The organism is Geodermatophilus sp. SYSU D00766 (genome assembly GCF_054049915.1).
Genome location: NZ_JBJGYI010000007.1, coordinates 70,334 through 91,264, shown reverse-complemented (window position 1 = coordinate 91,264; position 20,931 = coordinate 70,334). Strand labels below are relative to the sequence as shown.

22 protein-coding genes and 1 riboswitch are annotated in these 20,931 nt (G+C 76.7%); of the genes, 5 read left to right on the top strand and 17 right to left on the bottom strand.

Features of this window, described 5'->3' with window-relative positions:
• Window positions 1–36: 36 nt before the first annotated feature.
• From ACI8AD_RS08475 to ACI8AD_RS08450, 6 genes are all read right to left on the bottom strand, one after another.
• Complete coding sequence (locus ACI8AD_RS08475; RefSeq protein ID WP_456870088.1) at window positions 37–192, bottom strand: hypothetical protein; 156 nt, start codon at window positions 190–192, stop codon at window positions 37–39.
• Window positions 192–695, bottom strand: a complete 504-nt coding sequence (locus ACI8AD_RS08470; RefSeq protein ID WP_456870087.1) for a Clp protease N-terminal domain-containing protein — start codon at window positions 693–695, stop codon at window positions 192–194. The genes ACI8AD_RS08475 and ACI8AD_RS08470 overlap by 1 nt, the downstream gene beginning before the upstream one ends.
• Before the next feature lie 16 nt (window positions 696–711).
• A complete protein-coding gene (locus ACI8AD_RS08465) occupies window positions 712–939 on the bottom strand; it encodes an RNA polymerase subunit sigma-70 (protein WP_456870086.1) in 228 nt (75 codons plus the stop codon).
• A gap of 111 nt (window positions 940–1,050) precedes the next feature.
• On the bottom strand, window positions 1,051–2,061 hold the full coding sequence (locus ACI8AD_RS08460) for a threonine aldolase family protein (RefSeq protein ID WP_456870085.1): 1,011 nt from the start codon (window positions 2,059–2,061) through the stop codon (window positions 1,051–1,053).
• A 72-nt stretch (window positions 2,062–2,133) separates the two neighbouring features.
• Window positions 2,134–3,471: a class II 3-deoxy-7-phosphoheptulonate synthase gene (locus tag ACI8AD_RS08455; RefSeq protein WP_456870084.1), complete on the bottom strand. Its 1,338-nt coding sequence runs from the start codon at window positions 3,469–3,471 to the stop codon at window positions 2,134–2,136.
• A gap of 42 nt (window positions 3,472–3,513) precedes the next feature.
• Window positions 3,514–4,536 (bottom strand): 6-phosphofructokinase, encoded by a 1,023-nt coding sequence (locus tag ACI8AD_RS08450; RefSeq protein ID WP_456870083.1) that lies wholly within the window; start codon window positions 4,534–4,536, stop codon window positions 3,514–3,516.
• Between the two features lie 88 nt (window positions 4,537–4,624).
• Between ACI8AD_RS08450 and ACI8AD_RS08445 the strand changes: the two genes are divergently transcribed.
• The gene (locus ACI8AD_RS08445; RefSeq protein ID WP_456870082.1) at window positions 4,625–5,029 is read left to right on the top strand and encodes a PaaI family thioesterase; all 405 of its coding nucleotides are present in this window, start codon (window positions 4,625–4,627) and stop codon (window positions 5,027–5,029) included.
• Here the strand turns inward: ACI8AD_RS08445 and ACI8AD_RS08440 are convergent.
• On the bottom strand, window positions 4,986–5,513 hold the full coding sequence (locus ACI8AD_RS08440) for a polyadenylate-specific 3'-exoribonuclease AS (protein ID WP_456870081.1): 528 nt from the start codon (window positions 5,511–5,513) through the stop codon (window positions 4,986–4,988). The two genes, ACI8AD_RS08445 and ACI8AD_RS08440, sit on opposite strands and share 44 nt — an antisense overlap.
• 52 nt (window positions 5,514–5,565) lie before the next feature.
• A complete protein-coding gene (locus tag ACI8AD_RS08435; protein ID WP_456870080.1) occupies window positions 5,566–6,327 on the bottom strand; it encodes a lysophospholipid acyltransferase family protein in 762 nt (253 codons plus the stop codon).
• A 167-nt stretch (window positions 6,328–6,494) separates the two neighbouring features.
• Between ACI8AD_RS08435 and ACI8AD_RS08430 the strand changes: the two genes are divergently transcribed.
• Window positions 6,495–7,190, top strand: a complete 696-nt coding sequence (locus tag ACI8AD_RS08430; protein ID WP_456870079.1) for a hypothetical protein — start codon at window positions 6,495–6,497, stop codon at window positions 7,188–7,190.
• An 8-nt stretch (window positions 7,191–7,198) separates the two neighbouring features.
• Here the strand turns inward: ACI8AD_RS08430 and ACI8AD_RS08425 are convergent, their stop codons facing one another.
• Genes ACI8AD_RS08425 through ACI8AD_RS08410 form a run of 4 tightly spaced genes read right to left on the bottom strand, consistent with a single transcriptional unit; the run spans window position 7,199 to window position 10,204 of the window.
• A complete protein-coding gene (locus ACI8AD_RS08425; protein WP_456870143.1) occupies window positions 7,199–8,155 on the bottom strand; it encodes an ROK family glucokinase in 957 nt (318 codons plus the stop codon).
• Between the two features lie 36 nt (window positions 8,156–8,191).
• Complete coding sequence (locus tag ACI8AD_RS08420) at window positions 8,192–8,557, bottom strand: hypothetical protein (protein WP_456870078.1); 366 nt, start codon at window positions 8,555–8,557, stop codon at window positions 8,192–8,194.
• Window positions 8,554–9,768, bottom strand: a complete 1,215-nt coding sequence (locus tag ACI8AD_RS08415) for an ArsA-related P-loop ATPase (RefSeq protein WP_456870077.1) — start codon at window positions 9,766–9,768, stop codon at window positions 8,554–8,556. The genes ACI8AD_RS08420 and ACI8AD_RS08415 overlap by 4 nt, the downstream gene beginning before the upstream one ends.
• A 4-nt stretch (window positions 9,769–9,772) precedes the next feature.
• Window positions 9,773–10,204 (bottom strand): SRPBCC family protein, encoded by a 432-nt coding sequence (locus tag ACI8AD_RS08410; RefSeq protein WP_456870076.1) that lies wholly within the window; start codon window positions 10,202–10,204, stop codon window positions 9,773–9,775.
• 154 nt (window positions 10,205–10,358) lie between these two features.
• On the opposite strand from ACI8AD_RS08410, the gene ACI8AD_RS08405 reads away from it, so the two are divergent.
• Window positions 10,359–12,152, top strand: a complete 1,794-nt coding sequence (locus tag ACI8AD_RS08405) for an AMP-dependent synthetase/ligase (RefSeq protein WP_456870075.1) — start codon at window positions 10,359–10,361, stop codon at window positions 12,150–12,152.
• Window positions 12,153–12,202: 50 nt separating this feature from the next.
• Here the strand turns inward: ACI8AD_RS08405 and ACI8AD_RS08400 are convergent, their stop codons facing one another.
• The 5 genes from ACI8AD_RS08400 to ACI8AD_RS08380 form a co-directional block, all read right to left on the bottom strand.
• Entirely contained in the window at window positions 12,203–13,327 is a 1,125-nt protein-coding gene (locus tag ACI8AD_RS08400) for a glycosyltransferase family 4 protein (RefSeq protein WP_456870074.1), read from the bottom strand.
• Window positions 13,324–14,607: a M48 family metalloprotease gene (locus tag ACI8AD_RS08395; RefSeq protein WP_456870073.1), complete on the bottom strand. Its 1,284-nt coding sequence runs from the start codon at window positions 14,605–14,607 to the stop codon at window positions 13,324–13,326. The genes ACI8AD_RS08400 and ACI8AD_RS08395 overlap by 4 nt, the downstream gene beginning before the upstream one ends.
• Window positions 14,608–14,770: 163 nt before the next feature.
• Window positions 14,771–16,036: a C40 family peptidase gene (locus ACI8AD_RS08390; protein ID WP_456870072.1), complete on the bottom strand. Its 1,266-nt coding sequence runs from the start codon at window positions 16,034–16,036 to the stop codon at window positions 14,771–14,773.
• A gap of 16 nt (window positions 16,037–16,052) precedes the next feature.
• A riboswitch (cyclic di-AMP (ydaO/yuaA leader) is annotated at window positions 16,053–16,231 on the bottom strand.
• Window positions 16,232–16,390: 159 nt separating this feature from the next.
• Complete coding sequence (locus tag ACI8AD_RS08385) at window positions 16,391–16,666, bottom strand: hypothetical protein (protein WP_456870071.1); 276 nt, start codon at window positions 16,664–16,666, stop codon at window positions 16,391–16,393.
• Window positions 16,667–16,773: 107 nt separating this feature from the next.
• Window positions 16,774–18,513, bottom strand: a complete 1,740-nt coding sequence (locus tag ACI8AD_RS08380) for a D-alanyl-D-alanine carboxypeptidase family protein (RefSeq protein WP_456870070.1) — start codon at window positions 18,511–18,513, stop codon at window positions 16,774–16,776.
• A 201-nt stretch (window positions 18,514–18,714) separates the two neighbouring features.
• On the opposite strand from ACI8AD_RS08380, the gene ACI8AD_RS08375 reads away from it, so the two are divergent.
• On the top strand, window positions 18,715–20,628 hold the full coding sequence (locus ACI8AD_RS08375; protein WP_456870069.1) for a DEDD exonuclease domain-containing protein: 1,914 nt from the start codon (window positions 18,715–18,717) through the stop codon (window positions 20,626–20,628).
• Window positions 20,625–20,912: an Lrp/AsnC family transcriptional regulator gene (locus ACI8AD_RS08370; RefSeq protein WP_456870068.1), complete on the top strand. Its 288-nt coding sequence runs from the start codon at window positions 20,625–20,627 to the stop codon at window positions 20,910–20,912. Before ACI8AD_RS08375 ends, ACI8AD_RS08370 begins: the two co-directional genes overlap by 4 nt.
• Window positions 20,913–20,931 lie beyond the last annotated feature (19 nt).

The following is a 20,931-nucleotide window of genomic DNA, read 5'->3' as shown; positions in this document are numbered from 1 at the left end:
CCGTCCCGCGAGGGGCGGCGGCCGTCGGCGCGTGCCTCAGTCAGCGGTCGACGAGGACGGCTGACGAGGGCGGTGGACGGGTCCATCGACGTCCGGGTTCCTCCCGAGCCGCTCCGCGCGCCGCCTGCGCAGCCAGGTGCCGACGAGGCCACCGGTCACGCCACTCACCAGGTCTCCGAGCAGGTCGTCCATCAGCTGATCCCGGCCTCGGCGCGCGCGGCCTCCCGGAGCCGGTCGCGGTCCACCCCGAGGGCAGCGAGCGCGCGGGCGGCGGTGCCGCGCTCGAGGTCGCAGACCGCCGCGACGACATGGGCTCCCCGCAGCAGGGAGGGCTCGGTCGACTTCGACAGCGCCACGGCGTCCTGGAAGACCTGCTGCGCCTGGGGCGTCGAGCGGAAGACACCAGCCGCCGGGCTGCGCAGCCCCGACGCGCCGTCGGCGCGGTGCTCGACCTCGATGCCCACCGCGGCCAGCGCGCTCGCGTGCGCCTCCTCGACGGCGGTGCGCAACCGCTGCGGGTCGACGCCGACGCGCCCCAGGGCCCGGGCCGCGGAGCCGTCGGGCAACGCCGTGGCGGCCAGCAGCAGGTGCTCCGGTCCCGGCGCCTGCTCCCCGCCGGCGCGCGCGTCGGCCTCGGCCCGGGTGAGCAGCCGCTTGATCGTGCGCACGTCCCGCGCCGCGTTGACCAGCCCCATCGACCGCTCCTCCAGATCAGCGACCGCGCCGCGCGCGGACCTCGGGTGCGAACTTCTTGTGCGCGGCCTGGGCGCTGATGCCCAGCGCCTCCCCCACCTGGGCCCACGTCCAGCCCTGGGCGATCGCCTCGACCACGGCGGCGACCTCGAGCCGGCCCGCCAGCCGGCGCAGGGCCACCACCGCGGCCAGCGCCGCCTCCGGGTCCTCGGGCCCCGGCAGGGCCTGCGCTTCGGCCACGGTCATCAACCTACGTTGATGACCGCTCCTCGTCAACACAGGTTGATGGCTGACCGCGGGCGGCGCGGTACGAGCAGCCGGGAGGGGGACCCGTCCCGGAACCCTCGTCAGCCGTGCTCAGCGGTCGAGGAGGGCGGCGAGGACGTCGCCGGCGCGGTCCACGGCGGCACGGTCGACGTCGAGGTGCGTGACCAGCCGGATCCGCCGCGCGCTGACCCGCGACACCAGCACGCCCTGCGCCTTGGCGGCCTCGGCCACGACCGGCGCGTTCACCGCGTCCAGCACGACCATGTTGGTCTCCACCGTCGCGGGGTCGACGCCGAGCCGCTTGGCCAGCAGCCGCGCGTGCTCGTGGTCCTCGCCCAGCCGCGGCAGGTGGTGGTCCAGCGCGTGGGTGCAGGCCGCCGCGAGCACGCCGACCTGGCGCAGGCCGCCGCCGAGCCGCTTGCGCCACAGCCGGGCGGTCGCGATGCGCTCGGCCGAGGCGACCAGCACCGAGCCGACCGGGGCCCCGAGGCCCTTGGAGAAGCAGACCGAGGCGGTGTCGGCCAGCCGGCCGTAGGTGGACAGCGGCACCCCGGAGGCCACGTGCGCGTTCCACACCCGGGCGCCGTCGAGGTGGACGGCGAACCCGCCCTCGCGGGACGCGTCCCACAGCCGCTGCAGCTGCTCCAGCGGCTGCACCAGCCCGCCGCCGCGGTTGTGCGAGTTCTCCACCGCGACGGCGGCGGTCGCGGTCAGGTGCCAGTCGTCCCGCGGCCGCACCTGCGCGAGGAGCTGGTCGGCGTCGAGCCGGCCGCCGGCGGAGACGACGGTGCGGGTGGAGATGCCGAAGACCGCCGCCGCGGCGCCCATCTCGTAGGTGACCACGTGCGCGTCGGCGTCGCAGAGCACCTCCTGGCCGGGCTCGCAGACCAGCCGCATGCCGATCTGGTTGCCCATCGTCCCCGACGGCACGAACAGCGCGGCCTCGTGGCCGAACAGTTCCGCCGTCCGCTCCTCCAGCGCGCGGACCGCCGGGTCCTCGCCGTAGACGTCGTCGCCGACCTCGGCCTCGGCCATGGCCCTGCGCATCCCGGCGGTCGGCCGGGTGACGGTGTCCGACCGCAGGTCGACGAAGGAGGTCATCCCGTCACTCCTTCCGGCGCCGCTGCAGGGGCCCGCCGTGAGCGTGCGAACGGTGGGGGGCAGCGGGGTCCTTCATCCACGCAGCATCTCCGCGACGAGGAAGGCCAGCTCGAGGGACTGCCCGGTGTTCAGCCGCGGGTCGCAGGCGGTCTCGTACCGGCTGTTGAGGTCCTCGTCGCTGATCTCCATGGCCCCGCCGAGGCACTCGGTGACGTCCTCGCCGGTGAGCTCGACGTGGATGCCGCCGGGCCAGGTGCCCAGCCCGCGGTGGACGTCGAAGAAGCCGAGGACCTCGTCGACGATCCGGTCGAAGTGCCGGGTCTTGTAGCCGGTGGAGGACTCGTGGGTGTTGCCGTGCATCGGGTCGCACTGCCACACCACCTGGTGGCCGCTGGCGGTGACCTTCTCCACGATCGCCGGGAGCACGTCGCGGATCCTGCCGTTGCCCATGCGGCTGATCAGCGTCAGCCGGCCGGGCACGCCGTCGGGGTCGAGCCGCTCGACGAGCTCGGTGGCCTGCTCCGGCGTCGTCGACGGGCCGATCTTGACGCCGATCGGGTTGGCGATCCGCGACATGAACTCCACGTGCGCGCCGTCGAGCTGGCGGGTGCGCTCCCCGATCCAGACGAAGTGCGCCGAGGAGGCGTAGGCGCGGCCCTCGTGCACCCGGACCAGCGCCCGCTCGTAGTCGAGGATCAGCCCCTCGTGGCTGTTGTAGAGCTCCACGCCGCGCAGCGCGGTGTCGTCGACCCCGCAGGCCTTCATGAACGCCAGCGCCCGGTCGATCTCGCGGGCGATGACCTCGTAGCGGACGCCGGCCGGGGAGCTCGCGACGAAGTCCTTGTTCCAGTCGTGGACGGCGTGCAGGTCGGCCAGTCCGCCGCGGGCGTAGGCGCGGATCATGTTCATCGCCGCGGCCGCGTTGGCATAGGCGCGCACCAGCCGGTTCGGGTCGGGGACCCGCTTCTCCATCACCGGCTCGATGGAGTTGACCATGTCCCCGCGGTAGGACGGCAGGCCCAGCGCGTCGGTGTCCGACGAGCGCGGCTTGGCGTACTGCCCGGCCACCCGGCCGACCTTCACCACCGGCACGCTCGCGCCGTAGGTGAGGACGACGGCCATCTGCAGCAGCGTGCGCGTGGTGCTCTGCAGGTGGGCGTCGGTGTTGAGGTCGAAGGTCTCCGCGCAGTCCCCGCCCTGCAGCAGGAACGCCCGGCCCTGCGCGACCTCGGCCAGCCGGCCGCGCAGCTCGTCGACCTCGCCGGGCGCCACGATCGGCGGCACGGTCGACAGCGTGCCGAGCACGGTGTCCAGGACGGCGCGGTCGGGCCACGTCGGCTGCTGGGCGGCGGGGAGCTCCCGCCACCGGTCGAGACCGGGGACCGACTGGGCGGACTCGAGCAGGTTCACGCCCCGAGGGTACGGCCGCCGGGTGGGGCTTCCGCAGCACCGTCAGCCGAAGAAGACCTCCGCCTCCTGGTAGCGCTCCAGCGGGACCAGCTTGAGCGCCGCGGTGGCCTCGCTGATCGGCACCGTCACGACGTCGGTGCCGCGCAGCGCCACCATCACCCCGGACAGCCCCGCGTCGACGGCGTCGACGGCGGCCAGGCCGAAGCGGGTGGCCAGCACCCGGTCGAAGGCCGACGGCGTGCCGCCGCGCTGGACGTGCCCGAGCACCACCGCGCGCGACTCCCGGCCGGTCCGCTCCTCCAGGACGGCGGCCAGCGCCGCACCGATCCCGCCCAGCCGCACGTGCCCGAAGGCGTCGGTCTGCCCGGTGGAGGTGACCAGCGCGCCGTCGGCCGGCCGCGCCCCCTCCGAGACGACGACGATCGGCGAGTACCCGGACTCGAAGCGGTGCAGGCAGTGGGCCACGACCGCGTCGACGTCGAAGGGCCGCTCGGGCACCAGCACCACGGTGGCGCCGCCGGCCATCCCGGCGTGCAGCGCGATCCAGCCGGCGTGCCGGCCCATCACCTCCACGACCAGCGTGCGGTGGTGGCTGTCGCCGGTGGTGTGCAGCCGGTCGATGGCCTCCATGGCGACGCCGACGGCGGTGTCGAAGCCGAAGGTGTAGTCGGTGCCGTCGAGGTCGTTGTCGATGGTCTTCGGCACGCCCACCACGCGCAGCCCGCTCTCCGACAGTTTCGCCGCGACGCCGAGGGTGTCCTCGCCGCCGACCGGGACCAGCGCGTCGATGCGGTGCCGCTCGAGGGTGGCCAGCACCCGCTCGGGGCCGTCGTCGAGGGCGTAGGGGTTGGTGCGGGAGGTGCCGAGCACGGTGCCACCGCGGGGCAGCAGCCCGCGCACCGCGTGGAGGTCCAGCGGCACGGCGTCGTCCTCGAGCACGCCGCGCCACCCGTCGCGGAAGCCGACGACCTCGGCACCGGACCCGGTGGCCTTCCGCACCACCGCGCGGATGACCGCGTTGAGGCCCGGGCAGTCCCCACCGCCGGTCAGGATCCCGATGCGCACGACGCCTCCCAGAGGACGAACCGCAGGTCAGCGCCGATCCTGCCGCAGCCGGACCCCGCGAGGAATCACCTGGCGGCAGGATCGCCGTGTGGACGCCGCCGATCTGCTCGCCGCCATGCCCTTCGCCGTCGCCACCGGGGTCGAGCTCGACTCCGCCGGCCCCGGGGAGGTGTTGGGCCGGCTGCCCTGGGCCCCGCACCGCTGCACCGCCGGCGGGGTGCTGCACGGGGGCGCGCTGATGACCCTCGCGGACTCCGTCGGCGCCGTCTGCGCGTTCCTCAACCTGCCGCCGGGCGCCTCGACGGCGACGCTGGCCTCGGCCACCTCGCTGCTGCGCGCCGTCCGGGGCGGCACCGCGCACGCCACCGCCCGGCCGCTGCACGTGGGCCGCACGACCGTCGTCGTCCTCACCGAGGTCACCGACGACGACGGCCGGCCGGTCGCCTCGGTCACCCAGACGCAGGCCGTGCTCGGCGCCCCTCCCGCGGGCTGAGGACGCGGGCGGCCTCCATCGCCCGCCAGCGGGCGAGGTTGTGGCGGGCGTCGACGAGCGCGTCGTGGGCCCCGGTGGGCGTCGGCGGGAGCTCGGGCTGCCCGAGGTCGTCCCAGCGCTGCCGCAGCTCCCGGGTGAACCGCGGCACCACCCGCGGCAGCGCCGTCATCGGGCCCCACAGCTGGGCCATCGCCACGTGGTCGTAGGCGGCGAACCACGCCCACAGCTCCACCTCCTCACCGGGGCCGGTGAGGAAGGCCAGCAGGTCCTCGCGGATGCGCCGGCGGCTGCGCCAGGCCCGGTCGGCGGGCGGCGGGAGCTGGTCGAGCACGTTGCGGCGCACCCAGGGGATGGCCCGCCGCTCGTCGAACTCGGTGCTCACCGCGTAGAACTCGCGGCCGGTCTCGTCGACGACGCCGATGGAGACCAGGTCGATCGTGGTCCCGTCCTCGATGAACTCGGTGTCGTAGAAGAACCGCCGCACGCCGCCCACCGTAGGCGGGGCGGGGTCCGGGCACGTCCGCGGACGTGCCCGGTCAGCCGGCGAGGGAGTCCGGTGCGCGGTCGCCGGCCTCGTCGGCCGGCGGCTCGAGCCGGCTGACGACGTCGGAGGCGCTGGCGCCGGTGGCGTCCATCCGCTTCTTCACCTGGGCGCCGTAGACGTCGACGTACTCCTGGCCCGACAGCGTCATGATCTCGTACATGATCTCGTCGGTGATCGACCGCTCGACGAAGCGGTCCCCGGCCAGCCCCTCGTAGCGGGAGAAGTCCAGCGGCTCGCCGAAGCGCACGTGCACCCGGACGAGCGTGCGGCCGAACGGCATCCGGCGCGGCGTGTAGGTCATCGCCACCGGGACCACCGGGGCGCCGGTCTCCAGTGCCATCCGGGCCACACCGGTCTTGCCGCGGTAGAGCCGGCCGTCGGGCGAGCGGGTGCCCTCGGGGTAGATGCCCAGGAGCCGGCCCTGCTCCAGCATCTGGATGCCGGTGCGGATCGCGCCCTCCGCGGCGCTGGCGCTGGACCGGTCGATGGGGACCTGGCCGGCGCCGGAGAAGAAGAGCCGCCGCAGCAGGCCCTTGGCGCCGCGGCCGGTGAAGTACTCGGCCTTGGCCAGGAAGGTCACCCGGCGGCGCAGCGACAGCGGCATGAACACCCAGTCGGAGGCCGCCAGGTGGTTGCTCGCCAGGATCGCCGCACCCTGGGCCGGCACGTGCTCGCGGCCCTCGGCGCGAGGCCGGAAGGCCAGCTTCGCGAGCGGCCCGATCGCCACGAACTTGAGGAACCAGTAGAACAACACGCCTCCCTGTGGAACTGCCAGACTAGGGAGCCCCGCCCCCGAGCGACAATCGGCCCCTCCGGCCGCGCGCGTCGCCCGTCCGCCGGCTCCCACCCGCCGTCCGCCGAGGAGGACCCCGTGGCCGCACCGCCCGTCCCGGCCCGGGTGCCCCCTGAGGCAGTACCCCGATGACCGGGCCGCGACGCGGACGCGGACGGCGCGACAACGGCCTCGACGCCCCGCTGTGGGCGCCGCTGCGCGACGTCGACCCGCGGGTCGGCGAGCACCTGCTCGACGTGCTGCGCGAGGCCGGCATCGCCGCCTACCTGGAGCCGGCCACCGACGTCGGCCCCTACACCCGCACCGTCTTCCTCCCCAGCCCGCCGGCCGACCGGCTCTTCGTCGACCGGGCGCGGCTGCGCGAGGGCCGCTCGCTGGTCGACCGGCACGCCGACGAGCACGCCCCCGCGGGCGGGCCGGCCGCCGAGCGGCGCACCACCCGCCGCGACCTCGACGAGGACGCCGAGTGGGCGCGGATCGTGGCCGCCTACGAGGCCGAGCACGGCCGCACCGTCGTCGAGGACGCCACCCCGGCACCCGTTCCGGCGCCCACCGAGGACGCCCCCAGCCCCGACGAGCTCGAGGACGAGCACTACGAGCCGCCGCCGGCGCCGCCGGTCCCGGTGCCCTCGCCCTCGACGCTGTACGCGGTGCTGCTGGCCGCGGCCGGGGTGGTGCTGGTCGGCGCGCCAGGGGTGCTGGGCCTGACCACCGACACCGGCCTGGTGCTCGGTGTGGCCGCGCTGGTCGGCAGCGCGGGGCTGTTCCTCTCCCGCATGCGCGAGCGCTCCACCGACGACGGCGACGACGGCGCGGTGGTCTAGGGGCGCCGTCAGGCGATCCCTCGGGCGGCCATCGCGCGGGCCAGGTCGGCGGCACCGACCAGCCCCGACTGCGCGCCCAGCGCCGCGGCGACCACGCGCGGCACGGGCCGGAACCCGCGGCCGGGCAGCACCCGCTCCAGCCGCTCGCGCGCCGGCCGCAGCACCATGTCCCCGAGCACGCTCACCCCGCCGCCGATGACGACGACGTCGGGGTCGAGGACCGCGGCGAGGTCGGCGATGCCCTGACCGAGCCACTCGCCGACGTCGCTGACCAGGGCCAGCGCGACCGGGTCGCCGTCGGCCGCGGCCCGGGCGACGTGCTCCCCGGTCAGCCGGGACGCGTCGCCGTCGACGCGGTCGAGCAGCCGGGCCGCCGCGGCCGGGGAGCGGGTGGCCACCTCGCGCGCGGCCGTGGCCAGCGCGGTGCCGCTGGCGTACTGCTCCCAGCAGCCGCGGTTGCCGCAGGCGCACAGCCGCCCGTCGGGGACCACCCGCACGTGCCCCCACTCCCCCGCCACCCCGTGCGCGCCGCGCTGCAGCCGGCCGCCGGCGACGATCCCGCCGCCGATGCCGGTGCCGAGGGTGACGCACAGCGCCAGGTCGGCACCCCGAGCGGCGCCGAAGCGGTACTCGGCCCAGGCCGCGGCGTCGGCGTCGTTGCCCACCCACACCGGCCGCTGCAGGCGGGCGGCGAGGTCGCGGCGCAGCGAGGAGTGCCGCCAGGCCAGGTGCGGGCTGAACAGGACGACGTCACCGGTGCGGTCGAACCAGCCGGCCGCCCCGACCCCGACGGCTGCCAGCTGCCCGCCGTGCCACACGGCGAGCTCCTCGACCACCGCCGCGATCGCCGTCTCGGTCTCCTGCACCGACGCGGTCGGCGTCGAGCGGCGGGCGGTGGCCAGCACGGTGCCGTCGGGCGCCACGACCCCGCCGGCGACCTTCGTGCCGCCGACGTCGACGCCCAGCGCCGGCAGCGCGGCCGCCTCCTCGCCGGACGTCGCTCAGCCGATCTCGATGTGCTGGACCGGCGCGGGCGGCGGCGCGGCCTCCGCCGGCGGGGCGGCGTCCTCGCGCGCGGCGGACTCGGCGGCGGACTCGGCGGCGGACTCGGCGGCCGCCGCGGCGAGGGCCCGCAGCGCGGTGGCGGCGCTGACCAGGGCGTCGGCCAGCGCCTCGGTCACCTCCGGCCGCCGGGCGACCGCGGCGAACTGGCACACCGGGCACCAGCGGCAGTCCCCGCCGGGGACGTGCCCGTCCCCGCGCACCTCGGCCCAGACCTGCCCCAGGCCGCCCTCGCCGAGGCCGCCCTGGCCCAGGCCGGCGACCAGCCGGCGCGCCTGCTCGACCCAGTCGGTCGTCTCGCTCACGGCGTCCCCCCTGTGTCCGTGCCCGTGCTCGTGTCCCCGCCCGTGTCCCCGCCCGTGTCCGCCGCGACCGCCGCCAGCAGGTCGGCCGGCCACAGCTGCGGGTCCGCCGCGAACCCGACCTCCAGGCGCGCCGCCGGCGTGCCCGGGGCGGCGAGGCTGCCCGCGGTGACCACGCAGCGGCGCAGCAGCGCGTCCAGGCGCAGCGACCGCCGGGTGCCGGCGGCGCTCACCACCAGGTCGTCCGCCCAGCGGGTGAGCGTCACGTCGGCGCGCTCGGCGAAGGGCAGCGGCAGCGCCAGCCGCCAGCCGCCGTCCACGCGCTCGGGGGTCGGCGGCGGGGCCGCCGGCCCGCCGGCCGGGCCCGGCAGGTCGGTCAGCAGCGTGGCCAGCGCCCCGGCGCCCGCCGGTGCCCGCGGGGACTCCGCGACGGTCTGCAGCGGCGCGACCCCGGCGAGCGCGGCGAGCTCGGCCTCCTGCTCGGCGGCCCGCGTCGCCCACCAGCCGCCGTCGCCCGCCGGCGGGTCGGGCAGCACCCGGGCGAGCACGCCCACCGGGCGCTGCCCGTGCACGGCCAGCGCCGTGGTCGCCCGGCGCAGCGCGGCGGCGGCACCGGGCCGGGGCACCGCGACCAGCCGGACGGCGGTGGCGGCGGGGTCGGCGAGGGCGACCCGGCCGAGCAGGTCCTCCAGCGCGGGGACGGCGTCGAGCCCGACGTCGACGGCGCCCCGCCGCACGGTGCCGGCGCGGACGGCGGCGGTGCGCACCGCGCCGAGCATCCGCAACCGGGTGGGCAGCGCCTGCTCCAGCCACCAGCGCAGCGCGCCGGGCAGCGCGACCAGCCCGGTCGCCGTCGCCAGCGGGCCGGCGTCGAGGACGACCAGGTCCGCCCCCGACGCGGCGGCGCGGCCGAGGGCGGCCAGCAGCGCGAGCTCCCCGGCGCCGGGCAGCGGAACGACGGAGGTGGCCGGCGGCAGCTCCACGTCGGGGACGGCGGCCGCCAGCTGGCCGCCCCACCCGGCCCACAGCCGCTCCAGCCCCGAGCGCGGGTCGGCCCGCACCACCTCGACGCCGTCCCCGGCGGCCCCGGCGGGGGGTTCCTGGGCGGTCACCAGCAGCACGCGCCGGCCGGCCCGGGCGGCGCGGACGGCGGCGGCCGCGGCGACGGTCGTGGTGCCGGCGCCGCCGGGCCCGGTGAACAGGAGGGTCTGCACGCGCTCAGCCCTCGACGCGCTTCTTGAGCTCCTTGAGCGCGGTGTCGAGGATGACCTTCTCCGCCCGCCGCTTGAGCATCCCGATCATCGGCACCGCCATGTCGACGGTGAGCCGGTAGGTGACCTCGGTGCCGCCCTCGGCCGCGGTCAGCGTGTAGGAGCCGTCCTGCCGCTTCATGATCTTGCTCTGCACGAGGCTCCAGGAGACCTGCCGGTCGTCGTCCCAGGTGTAGTCGAGGACGTACTCGTCGGTGAGGACGGTGGCGTCGATGACGAAGCGCACGCGGCGGGCGCGTCCGCCGGGACCGGGCTCGAGCACCTCGACGGTGCGGGCCGCCTTCACCCACCGCGGATAGGCCGCGAAGTCGGCGATCACCGCCATGACGTCGGCCGCCGGGGCGGCGACGACGATCGACTGGGTGGACTGCTCGGCCATGGGCTGAGGCTAACCGCTGCGGTTCCGCCTGCCGGGTGGACGTCGGGGACGCCGCTACTCACCGGTAGGGCCAGCCGGTAGATTCGGCGGGACGTGTCCCGCCGCGGACCGCGGGCACCGGCGCCCCTGGCCGAGCGGGCAGGAAGGACCGAGCGTGCGCGAGTACAGCGTCCCGGCGACGACCGAGGTGAGCCCCGGCGCCGCACTCACCGACATGCTGGCGGAGAACGTCGAGAAGCACGGCGACGACGTCGGCCTGCGGGTGCAGCGGAACGGCCGGTGGGAGGACGTCACCTGGCGGGAGTTCGGCGAGCAGGTCGCCGGCGTCGCCAAGGGCCTGGTCGCGGCGGGCGTGCAGCCCGGCGACCGGGTCGCCCTGCAGGCCAAGACCCGCTACGAGTGGCCCCTGCTGGACTACGCGATCTGGACGGCGGGGGCGGTGACCGTCCCGGTCTACGAGACCTCCAGCCCCGACCAGGTGGCCTGGATCCTCGCCGACTCCGGCGCCGTCGCGGCGGTCGTGGAGCGCGCCGAGCACGCCGCCGCCGTCGACTCGGTGCGCGAGCAGGCCCCCGACCTCGGCCCGCTCTACGTCATCGAGGACGACGCCGTCGCCACCCTCACCGCCGCCGGCGCCGCCGTCCCCGACAGCGAGCTCACCGCCCGCCGCGCGACGCTGAGCGCCGACAGCGTGGCCACGCTGATCTACACCTCGGGCACCACCGGCCGCCCCAAGGGCTGCGAGCTCACCCACGGCAACTTCCTGTTCGAGATCGACAACGGCATCACGCTCCTCGAGCGCTTCCTCGGGGAGGACGGCTCGGTGCTGCTGTTCATCCCGCTCGCGCACGTGCTCGCCCGCGTCCTGCAGGTCGGCGCGGTCAAGACCCGCACGGTCACCGGCCACACGCCCGACGTGAAGAACCTGCTGGAGGACCTCGGCGCCTTCCGGCCGTCGTTCGTCCTCGCCGTCCCGCGGGTCTTCGAGAAGGTCTACAACTCCGCGAAGGCCAAGGCGGACGCCGACGGCAAGGGGAAGATCTTCGACCGCGCGGCCACGGTCGCCGTCGAGTGGTCCCGCGCCCAGGACACCGGCGGCGCCGGGCTCGGGCTGCGGATCCAGCACGCGCTGTTCGACCGGCTCGTCTACGGCAAGCTGCGCGCCGCCCTCGGCGGCCGCTGCCAGGGCGCCATCTCCGGCGGCGCGCCGCTCGGCGAGCGCCTCGGCCACTTCTTCCGCGGCATCGGCGTCACCGTCTACGAGGGCTACGGCCTGACCGAGACCACGGCCGCCGCGTCGGTCAACCACGACGCCGCGCTGCGCATCGGCACCGTGGGCCGCCCGCTGCCGGGGGTGTCCTTCCGCATCGCCGACGACGGCGAGATCCTCATCCGCGGCGGCGTGGTCATGCGCGGCTACTGGCGCAACGAGCAGGCCACCGCCGAGGCCATCGACGGCGAGGGCTGGTTCCACACCGGCGACATCGGCGAGATCGACGCCGACGGGTTCCTGCGCATCACCGGGCGCAAGAAGGAGATCCTGGTGACCGCCGGCGGCAAGAACGTCGCCCCCGCCGTCCTCGAGGACCGGCTGCGCGCCCACCGGCTGGTCAGCCAGTGCATCGTCGTCGGCGACCAGCGGCCCTTCATCGCCGCGCTGATCACCCTCGACGCCGAGGCGCTGCCGCTGTGGCTGGAGTCCAAGGGCAAGCCGGCCGACACCCCGATCGACCGGCTCGTCGACGACCCCGACGTCCGGGCCGAGCTCGACGCCGCGGTCGCCGACGCGAACAAGGCCGTCTCGCAGGCCGAGGCGATCAAGAAGTACCGCGTGCTGGCCACGGACTTCACCGAGGAGAACGGGATGCTGACCCCGAGCCTCAAGCTCAAGCGCTCGGTGGTCGTCAAGGAGTTCGACGCGGAGGTCGAGGCCCTCTACACCCGCTAGTCGAACGCTCGGCGGGCCCCCTCCCACCGCGGGAGGGGGCCCGCGGCGTCTCAGGGCTCGAGCAGCCCGGCGAAGGTGGCGGCGATCGTCGTCCAGGACCAGCGGCGCTCGACCCACGCCCGCCCGGCCGCGCCCATCGCCCGGGCCCGTGCGGGGTCGTCGAGCAGCGCGGTGACCGCGGCGGCCACCGCCTCCGGCGAGCGCGGGTCGCCGACCACGGTGCCGGTCTCGCCGTCGCGGACCGCCTCCGGCGCCCCGCCGGAGGTGCCGGCCACCACCGGCAGGCCGCACGCCGCGGCCTCCAGGTACACCATCCCCAGCCCCTCGACGTCGAGGCCGCCGCGGCGGGTGCGGCAGGGCATCGCGAACACGTCGCCGGCGGCGTAGTGCCCGGGCAGCTGCGCCGTCGGCACCGCGCCGGTGAACACGACCGACGCCTGCAGCCCGCGCGCGGTCACCGCCCGCCGCAGTCGCGTCTCGTCGGGTCCCCCGCCGACCAGCAGCAGCCGGGCGCCCGGGTGGCGCTGCAGCACCCGCGGCCACGCCGCCACCAGCACGTCCTGCCCCTTGCGGCGCACCAGCCGGGACACGCAGACCACCACCGGCCCCTCCCCCAGCCCGTACCGGCGGCGCACCGCGGTCCCGTCGGCGGCCGGGCCGAACCGGTCGACGTCGACGCCGGGTGAGAGCTGCGCGAGCCGGGTGCGCCCGCCGAGGGCCGGCTCCAGGCGGCTGCGGGTGTAGTCGCTGATGTAGGTCAGCACGTCGAGGCCGCCGGCGATCCGCTGCAGGAGCTGCCGGGCACCGGGCAGCGCCACCCAGCCCGTCTCGTGGCCGTGCGTGGCGCCCACCAGGTGCCGCACCCCGGCCGCGCGCAGGCCGGGGGCGAGCAGGCCCAGCGGGGCGGCGGCACCGAAGAAGGCGGTGTCGCAGCCGTGCTCGGCGACCAGCCCGGCGGCGGCGCGCGCGGTGGCGGGGGTGGGCAGGAGCACCCCCGTCGGGCGGCGGACCACCCGGTAGGGCAGCCCCGCGTCGTGGGCCTGCCAGCCCGGGGAGCGGGAGGCGAGGACGACCAGCGAGTCGGGCGGACGGCGTTCCAGCAGCGCGGCGACGAAGGTCTGGATGCCGCCCTGCCGCGGCGGGAAGTCGTTGGTGACGACGAGCGTGCGGCTCACCGCTCGCCCAGCCGCAGCCAGTCCTGCGCCATCGCGACCCGCTCCGCCGGTGTCGGGTGCGAGCCGAAGAACCACTGCCACACCGCCGGCGGGCTGGGGTCGGAGACGTTGGTCTCCGACAGCCGCCGCTGCACCGCGACGAACGCCGCCGCGTCGCCGGTGAGGTCGAGGGCGTACAGGTCGGCCCGGGCCTCCACGTGGCGCGACACCAGGTTCTGCACCGGCGTGGCCACCAGCGACCCGACGGCGCTCAGCAGCAGCACCAGCGGCACCACGCGCGGGTCGGCCGCCGAGTCCGCGCCGGCGCGGCGCAGCAGCGGCGTCCAGGTCAGCAGCCAGCCCAGCAGCGCCACCGCCGCGGCGGCGCCGAGTGCGCCCAGCAGGGTGCCGGTGAGGACGTCGTCATTGGCCACGTGCCCGAGCTCGTGGGCGACGATCGACTCGATCTCCTCGTCGGGCACCTCGGCCAGCAGCGTGTCGTAGACGACGACGCGGCGGGTGGAGCCGAAGCCGGAGACGTAGGCGTTCAGCGACGTCGTCCGGCGGGAGGCGTCGGCGACGAGGACGTCCTGGACCGGGTTGCCGCTGGCCTCGGCCAGCTCCAGCAGGTCGGTGCGCAGCGGGCTCGCCGGCAGCGACTCAAACCGGTTGAACGCCGGCTCGATGACCACCGGGTAGAGGAAGGAGCCGGCGACCACGAGGCCCGCCGCGCCGGCCGCGGCCCACGCCCACCAGGTGCGCGGCGCCCGGCGGGCGAGGGTCACCAGGGCGAGCAGGGCGAGCGCGGTCAGGCCGGCGTCGATGGCGGTGGAGAGGGCGACGTCGCGCAGCCACAGCGGCCACGACCGGGTCGACAGCCCGTAGCGGTGCCGGACGACCTCCCCGTACGCCGACAGCGGCAGCGTGACCAGCCGGCCGAGGACGACCAGCACGACCGTGCCGAGGAGCACCGTCAGGGACCGGCGGCGGCCGACGAGGCGGCCCACGGCGGTGACCAGCCGGCTGCCCAGGCGGGTGAGACCGAGCACCGCCGAGACGGCGAGCCCGAGGACCAGGCCGGTGAGCGAGGCCGGACGGATGGCGGCGACGAACGCCTCGGCCCGGCGCACCGCCTCGGCCGGCAGGCCGGCGTCGGCACTGAGCGGGGTCGCGCCCCCGGGCGGGGTGGGCAGCGGCGCCCAGGGGGTGCGGACGGCGACGACGACCACGAACGCCGCGCCCAGCACGGCCGCGACGAGGAGGGCCGCCCGGCGGGTCCCCGACCCGCCCGCCCAGCTCACCCCGCCGATCCTAGGCGTGCGGGCCCCCCGGCCGTCCGAGGCCGGGAGGGACACCGAGGGCCGGCGACCCACTGGGTCGCCGGCCCTGGCGACGTGCTGGAACGGCCACCCTTCAGGGGCCCGCGCCGAGCCTGCGAGGCGTGGGGGGAAGGGTGGTCCTTTGTCAGGCGATGCGGCGCATGGCGGTGATGCCGCCCATCGAGTCGACGGAGACCACCTTCACCGGCACGCCGGAGGTGGAGGCGTGCACCATCTGCCCGTTGCCGATGTACATCGAGACGTGGCTGACCGGGCTGTAGTAGAAGATCAGGTCACCCGGCTGCAGCTCCGAGCGGGAGACCGCGGTGCCCATCTGCGACTGCATCTTGCTGGAGTGCGGGAGGCTGATCCCGGCCGCCGCGTAGGCGTACTGGGTCAGGCCCGAGCAGTCGAACGCGTCCGGCCCGCCGGCGCCCCACACGTAGGGGTCACCGACCTGCGCGAGCGCCGTCTGCACCGCCGTCTGTGCGGCGCCGCTACCCCCGCCGGACGCGGAGACCGCCGGGGCCGGGGCGGCGGCCGCCGGCGCGGCGGCGGCCGGAGCGGCCGCGGCGGGCGCCCCGCCGGCCGGCGCGGCCGGCGCCTCGGCAGCGGAGGCACCGGCTGCAGCACCGGCTGCGGCGGCCTCGGCCGCTGCGGCCTCGGCCGCTGCGGCCTCGGCCGCTGCGGCCGCGGCGCCGGCCTGGGCGGCCAGGGCCGCCTGCCGCTCGGCCTCGGTGAGCGCGTCGAACTGGGCCCGGTAGTCGACGATGTCGTCCTCGAGCCGCTGCTCCTGGGCGGTGAGGTCGCCGAGCGTGGCCTCCGCCTCGGCCTCGGCGGCGTCGGCGTCGCGCTGGGCCTGCTCCGCCGCCGCAGCGGCCTCGCCGACCCGGGCGAGGACGTCGGTGGTGTGACCGGCGATGCGGTCGAGGGTGGCCAGCGAGCTGACGAAGTCCTCGGCGGAGTCGCTGGTCATCAGCAGGTCCAGCTGGGCGAAGGTGTCGTTGCTGCTGGTGTAGGCGCTGCGGGCGACCTCGCGGATCTGCCCGTCGAGGGCCTGCAGCTGCGCCTGCGCGTCGGCGAGGGCGCGGTCGGCGGCCTCGGCGGCGGCCTGCTGCTGGGCGAGCACCTCCCGGGCCTCGTTGACCCGCTCGCTGACCGCCTCGAGGCGGCGGCCGGCGTCGGCGGCGAGCTCGGCGGCCTGCTCGGAGGTGGTGGCCCGCTCGGGGTCGGCGACCGCGGTGCCGGGCAGCAGGGCCACGGTCAGGGCGGCGGCGGTGCCGGCGAGGGCGACCCGGCCGAGGAGCCGGTGCCGGGAGGGGCGGTGCGGACCGGCGATGCGCGCGGTCGCGGGTGCGGAGGAGGTGGACTGTGCGCGGGCATGCCCCAGGGAGGGGCGGGGGGTCGCCACGGGCGGCGGCTCTCCGTTTCTTCCTCAGCAACCGCCTACCGAGTTAGCTGACGGGTTCGGGCTGGGAAGACGTGCCCTATCCGCGTGCCCCGGTGGACCGGGACACGCGAGAACTCACCCCAGTGCTGCGGTGGGTCCCCGGCTCACCTCGCGCACACCCGCAGGCGGCGTCCGGCGACTCGGCGGTCACCAGCCGAGGTCACCTCACGTGAGGTGACGACCACCCGGCCGGCCGCGGCCACACTACGGACGTGGTGAGGTCGTGACAAACGGGCCCCCTGCGGTTTGTGAGAACACGCACAGTGAGCCACGACGCCACTCCGGTGTGTACCCCGCACGGCGTCCACCTGCGGCTCAGCCGGTGCGGCGCCGGCCGGCCGGGCGGTGACGCAGCGGAGGCACCAGGCCGCCCTCGGCCAGCGCCCGCACCGCACGCCGCTCGACGTCGTCGAGGTCCACCACCACACCCGGTCGGGCGACGACGGCGTCCTCGGCGGCCGGGACGGGCGGGACCGGCAGGAACACCGGCGAGGTGGCCCGCCGTGCCGGTGGCGCGCCGAGCAGGACGGTGACGACGCAGTCGGCACACCCGGTGCCGCGCGCGGTGCAGCTGTCGCAGTCGATGAGCATGGCCTGTCCCTCCGGTGCCCCGGCCGCCCCGGGGAACGGGTCGCGGCCGGGACGGGTCTGCCTGTCGGTCGCCGCGCACGCTAGGGACGGCCACCGACAGTCCCCGGTCAGCTGCCCGCGTACTCCCAGTGCCAGGGCTCCTCGCGGCCGTTGCCGGGATCGGCCCAGGTGGGGTGCAGCCAGCCGAACCGGCCGGCGTTGGCGACCATCCACGCGTACTGGGCGGTGCCGAAGGTCTGGATGCCGCCGCACAGGTCGACCGCCAGCCCCCAGCCGTGGTTGCTGGTGCCCGGGACCGCGGCCAGGGCCGGCTTCTCGCCGTAGAGCCGGACCTGCCCGGCGTAGGTCCGGTAGGAGTCGGTGATGCAGATCGGCTCGCCGAACTGCGCGGCGAACGCCCCGCTCATCGCCCGGTAGGCCGCGGCGGCGTCGCAGCGCAGCGAGTGCCCGCCGGCCCCCAGCGGACACAGCGCGCTCGGCGGGATGAGGCCGTTGGGGTACCCGCCCCAGGCCCGGGCCCCGTCGAAGCTCGGCGGGTACACGGTGTTGCCGCACTCGACGCGCAGCGCGCCGTCCGACGGCCCCGGGGCGGACTCCTCCGGGCGGGTGCCCAGGCTCGGCCGCCCGACGTGCAGCACCTCGTCGGCCGGCAGCCGGCGGACGACGACCGCGCCGGCCCGCGCGTCGGCGGCCAGCATCGTGTCGCGGTCGAGGGCGATGCCGACGTGGCCCAGGCCGGATTCCGGCGTCCCGAGGAACACCAGGTCACCGGGCAGGACGTCGGCGAGGTCGACCGGCACGGTGACGGCGAACAGACCGGCCTGGTCGGCGGGCAGGGCGACCCCCGCCGAGCCGTAGACGGTGGAGACCAGCGAGCCGCAGTCCCACGAGTCCGGGCCGGCCGTCCCGGGCGCGTAGGGCCGGCCCAGGGCGTCCATGGCCGCGGTGACGGCGGCGACCGTCTGCGCCGGCAGCACGAGCAACGACGTCGGCTCGCGGGGGAACTGCGCCGCACCGCGCTGGGCGCCCCCCGACGCGGACCCGACCGGCACCAGCCCGTCCGGCAGGGCGCCCGCGGGGTCGAGCAGGTCCGCGGCCGGCGGCGAGGCCACCCCCGCCGCGGCGAGCTGGTCGAGGTGGGCGTGCCAGTTGGCCGCCGTCTGCCGGTTGACGTCGAGCTGGTGCTGCTGCAGGTCCGACAGCTGCCGGTCGACGTCGCTCAGCGCGGCGTCGAGCTCGCCGGTGACCGCGTCCGCGGCCGCCTCGAGGTCGCGGACCTGGGCGCCGAGCGCGTCGGTCCGCTGCCGCGCCTCGGCGAGGGCGGCGTCGGCGGCGGCCTGCTCGGCCACGGCGGCTCGGCGCTGGTGCTCCGCGGCGGTCACCACCGCGGCGGCGTGGTCGTCGACGGCGTCGAGGTAGCCCAGCGCGGCGGCGAGGTCGCCGGGGTCGCCGCCGGAGAGCAGGACGCTCAGCGGGGAGAACGCGCCGCCGTCGCGGTAGGCCGCCGAGGCGTACCGGGCGACGTCGTCCTGGTGGCGCGCCAGCTCCTCCTCCGCGGCGGTCACCGCGGCCCGGGCGGCGTCGACGCCGGCCTGCGCGTCGGCCAGCGCCTGCTGCGCGGCCGCGACCTCGGTCTGCCGCTGCCGCAGGTCGGCCTGCACCTCGGCGGCCCGCTGCTGCAGGCGGTCGAGGGCCTCGCTGTCGAGGACGCCGCTGGTGCCCCCGGGCTGGTCACTGGGGGTCGCGGCGGCCGGTCCGGCGAGCGGCAGCGCCACCAGCACCGCCGCGGTCACCAGCGTCAGGGGCGCGGCCCGGCGCAGCACGCGCGACCGGGACCACAGGCGCACCGCACCACCCCCCGCGAGACCGGACCGTACGGTCCGCCCGGGGATCGTCGTCCGCGCCGCCGTCGTCCCGCAAGCGTTCCGCGCACCGCTCCTCCCTCCGGGTCCGGAGGCCCGGCGCGTCGCCCGGCGCGTCGCCCGGAGTCGGCCGCCGGCGACCCCCTCCTCCCCGGGACTGTCCGACCCCCGGCCTACCGTCCCGCCGTGCTCTTCCCCGCCGACGGCGCCGGGTCCCGGTCGCCGCGACACGCACAGGCACCGGCCCACGGTGACCGCCCGCTCCCCCGCTCCCGCCCGGCCCCGCACGAGCCGCTGCCGCCGGTCCAGACCACGATCGACGAGCTCGGCACCCCGCTGGCCGGCGTCACCTTCGTCGTGGTCGACCTGGAGACCACCGGGGGGTCGCCGAAGGACTGCGCGATCACCGAGATCGGCGCGGTGAAGGTGCGCGGCGGCGAGGTGCTCGGGGAGTTCCAGACGCTGGTCGACCCCGGCTGCGAGGTGCCGCCCTACATCAGCGTGCTCACCGGCATCACGACGGCGATGGTGGCCACCGCCCCGCGCATCGCCGCGGTGCTGCCGGCCTTCCTCGAGTTCGCCCGCGGCGCCGTCCTGGTGGCCCACAACGCGCCGTTCGACCTCGGCTTCCTCCGGGCCGCCTGCGAGCAGACCGGCACCGTCTGGCCCGCGGCCACGTCCGTCGACACCGCCGTCCTCGCCCGCCGGCTGCTCTCCCGCGACGAGGTGCCCAACTGCAAGCTGGCCACCCTCGCGCCGTACTTCTCCGCCTCCACCGCGCCCTGCCACCGTGCCCTCGACGACGCCCGCGCCACCGTCGACGTCCTGCACGGCCTGTTCGAGCGGCTCGGCCCGCTCGGGGTGACGTCGCTGGAGGAGCTCACCGGCCTGACCCGCCAGGTCGACCCGGAGCGGCGCCGCAAGCGGCACCTGGCCGACGCGGTGCCCTCCGGCCCGGGGGTGTACGTCTTCCGCGGCCCGCGCGACGAGCCGCTGTACGTGGGCACGAGCAACGACCTGCGCACCCGGGTCCGCAGCTACTTCACCTCCGGGGAGCAGCGCAGCCGGATGACCGAGATGGTGGCGCTGGCCCAGCGGGTCGACGCCGTGCCGTGCGCGCACGACCTTGAGGCCGCCGTCCGGGAGCTGCGGCTGATCGCCGAGCACAAGCCGCGCTACAACCGCCGCTCGCGCTTCCCCGAGCGGGCGCTGTGGCTGCGGCTCACCGAGGAGCCCTTCCCCCGGCTGTCGGCGGTGCGCCGGGTGGGCCCCGGGGCCGGCGTCTTCCTCGGCCCCTTCGCCGACCGGCGGGCCGCCGAGATGGCGATGGCGGCCATCCACGAGGCGCTGCCGCTGCGGCAGTGCACCGCCCGGCTGTCGCCGCGGGTGCGCACCGGCGCCTGCGCGCTGTCGGGGATGGGCCGCTGCGGCGCGCCGTGCACCGGCGCGCAGTCGGTCGAGGAGTACGCGGAGGTCGCCGAGGTGCTGCGGGGCGCGGTGGCCGGTGACCCGCGGGCGCTGGTCGAACCGCTGCTCGACCGCGTCGACCGGCTCGCCGCCGAGGAGCGCTACGAGGACGCCGCGGTGCTGCGCGACCGGGTCGCGGTCCTGGTGCGGGCGGTGCGCCGCCGGCAGCGGCTGCAGACGCTGGCCGCCGTCCCCGAGTTCGTCCTGGCCCGGCCCGACGGCGACGGCGGCTGGCACCTCACGGTGGTGCGCCGCGGCCGGCTGGTGTCGGCCGGCTGCGCCCCGCGGGGGACGTCGGTGCGCGACACCCTGGCCGTCCTGCGCGCCACCGCCGAGACCGTCCCCGGCGCCGACGGCGAGCTGGCCGCCTCGGTCGACGAGACCGAGCTGGTGCTGCGCTGGATGGAGAAGCCGGGCTCCCGGCTGGTCGAGGTGGAGGGCACCCTGGCCTGCGCGGCGCCGGGCACCGGCGGGTTCAGCGGCTTCCTCGCTCGGGTCGACGCCGGCCGGGCGCTGCGCGACCCCTTCGCCGACGACCGCCAGCTGGGCACCCGCGCCCGCCCCGAGCGCATCGTCGCGGGCCCGTCGGTCGTCGGCGGTCCGCAGGGGTCACGGATAGCATCGCCGGCGTGATCACCGCCATCGTGATGGTCGACGCCGCCACCGACGCGATCCCCGAGGTGGCGGCCGCGATCGCCGAGCTCGACGGCGTCAGCGAGGTCTACTCGACCGCCGGGGAGGTCGACCTCGTCGCGATCGTGCGGGTCCGCGAGTTCGACCAGGTGGCCGAGGTGATCGCCGGGCGGATCAACAAGGTGCCCGGCGTGCTGGAGACCGAGACGCACATCGCCTTCCGCGCCTACTCGAAGCACGACCTCGAGGCCGCCTTCTCCCTCGGCCTCGAGTCCGGCGCCTGACGGAGGACCGCCCTCTCCC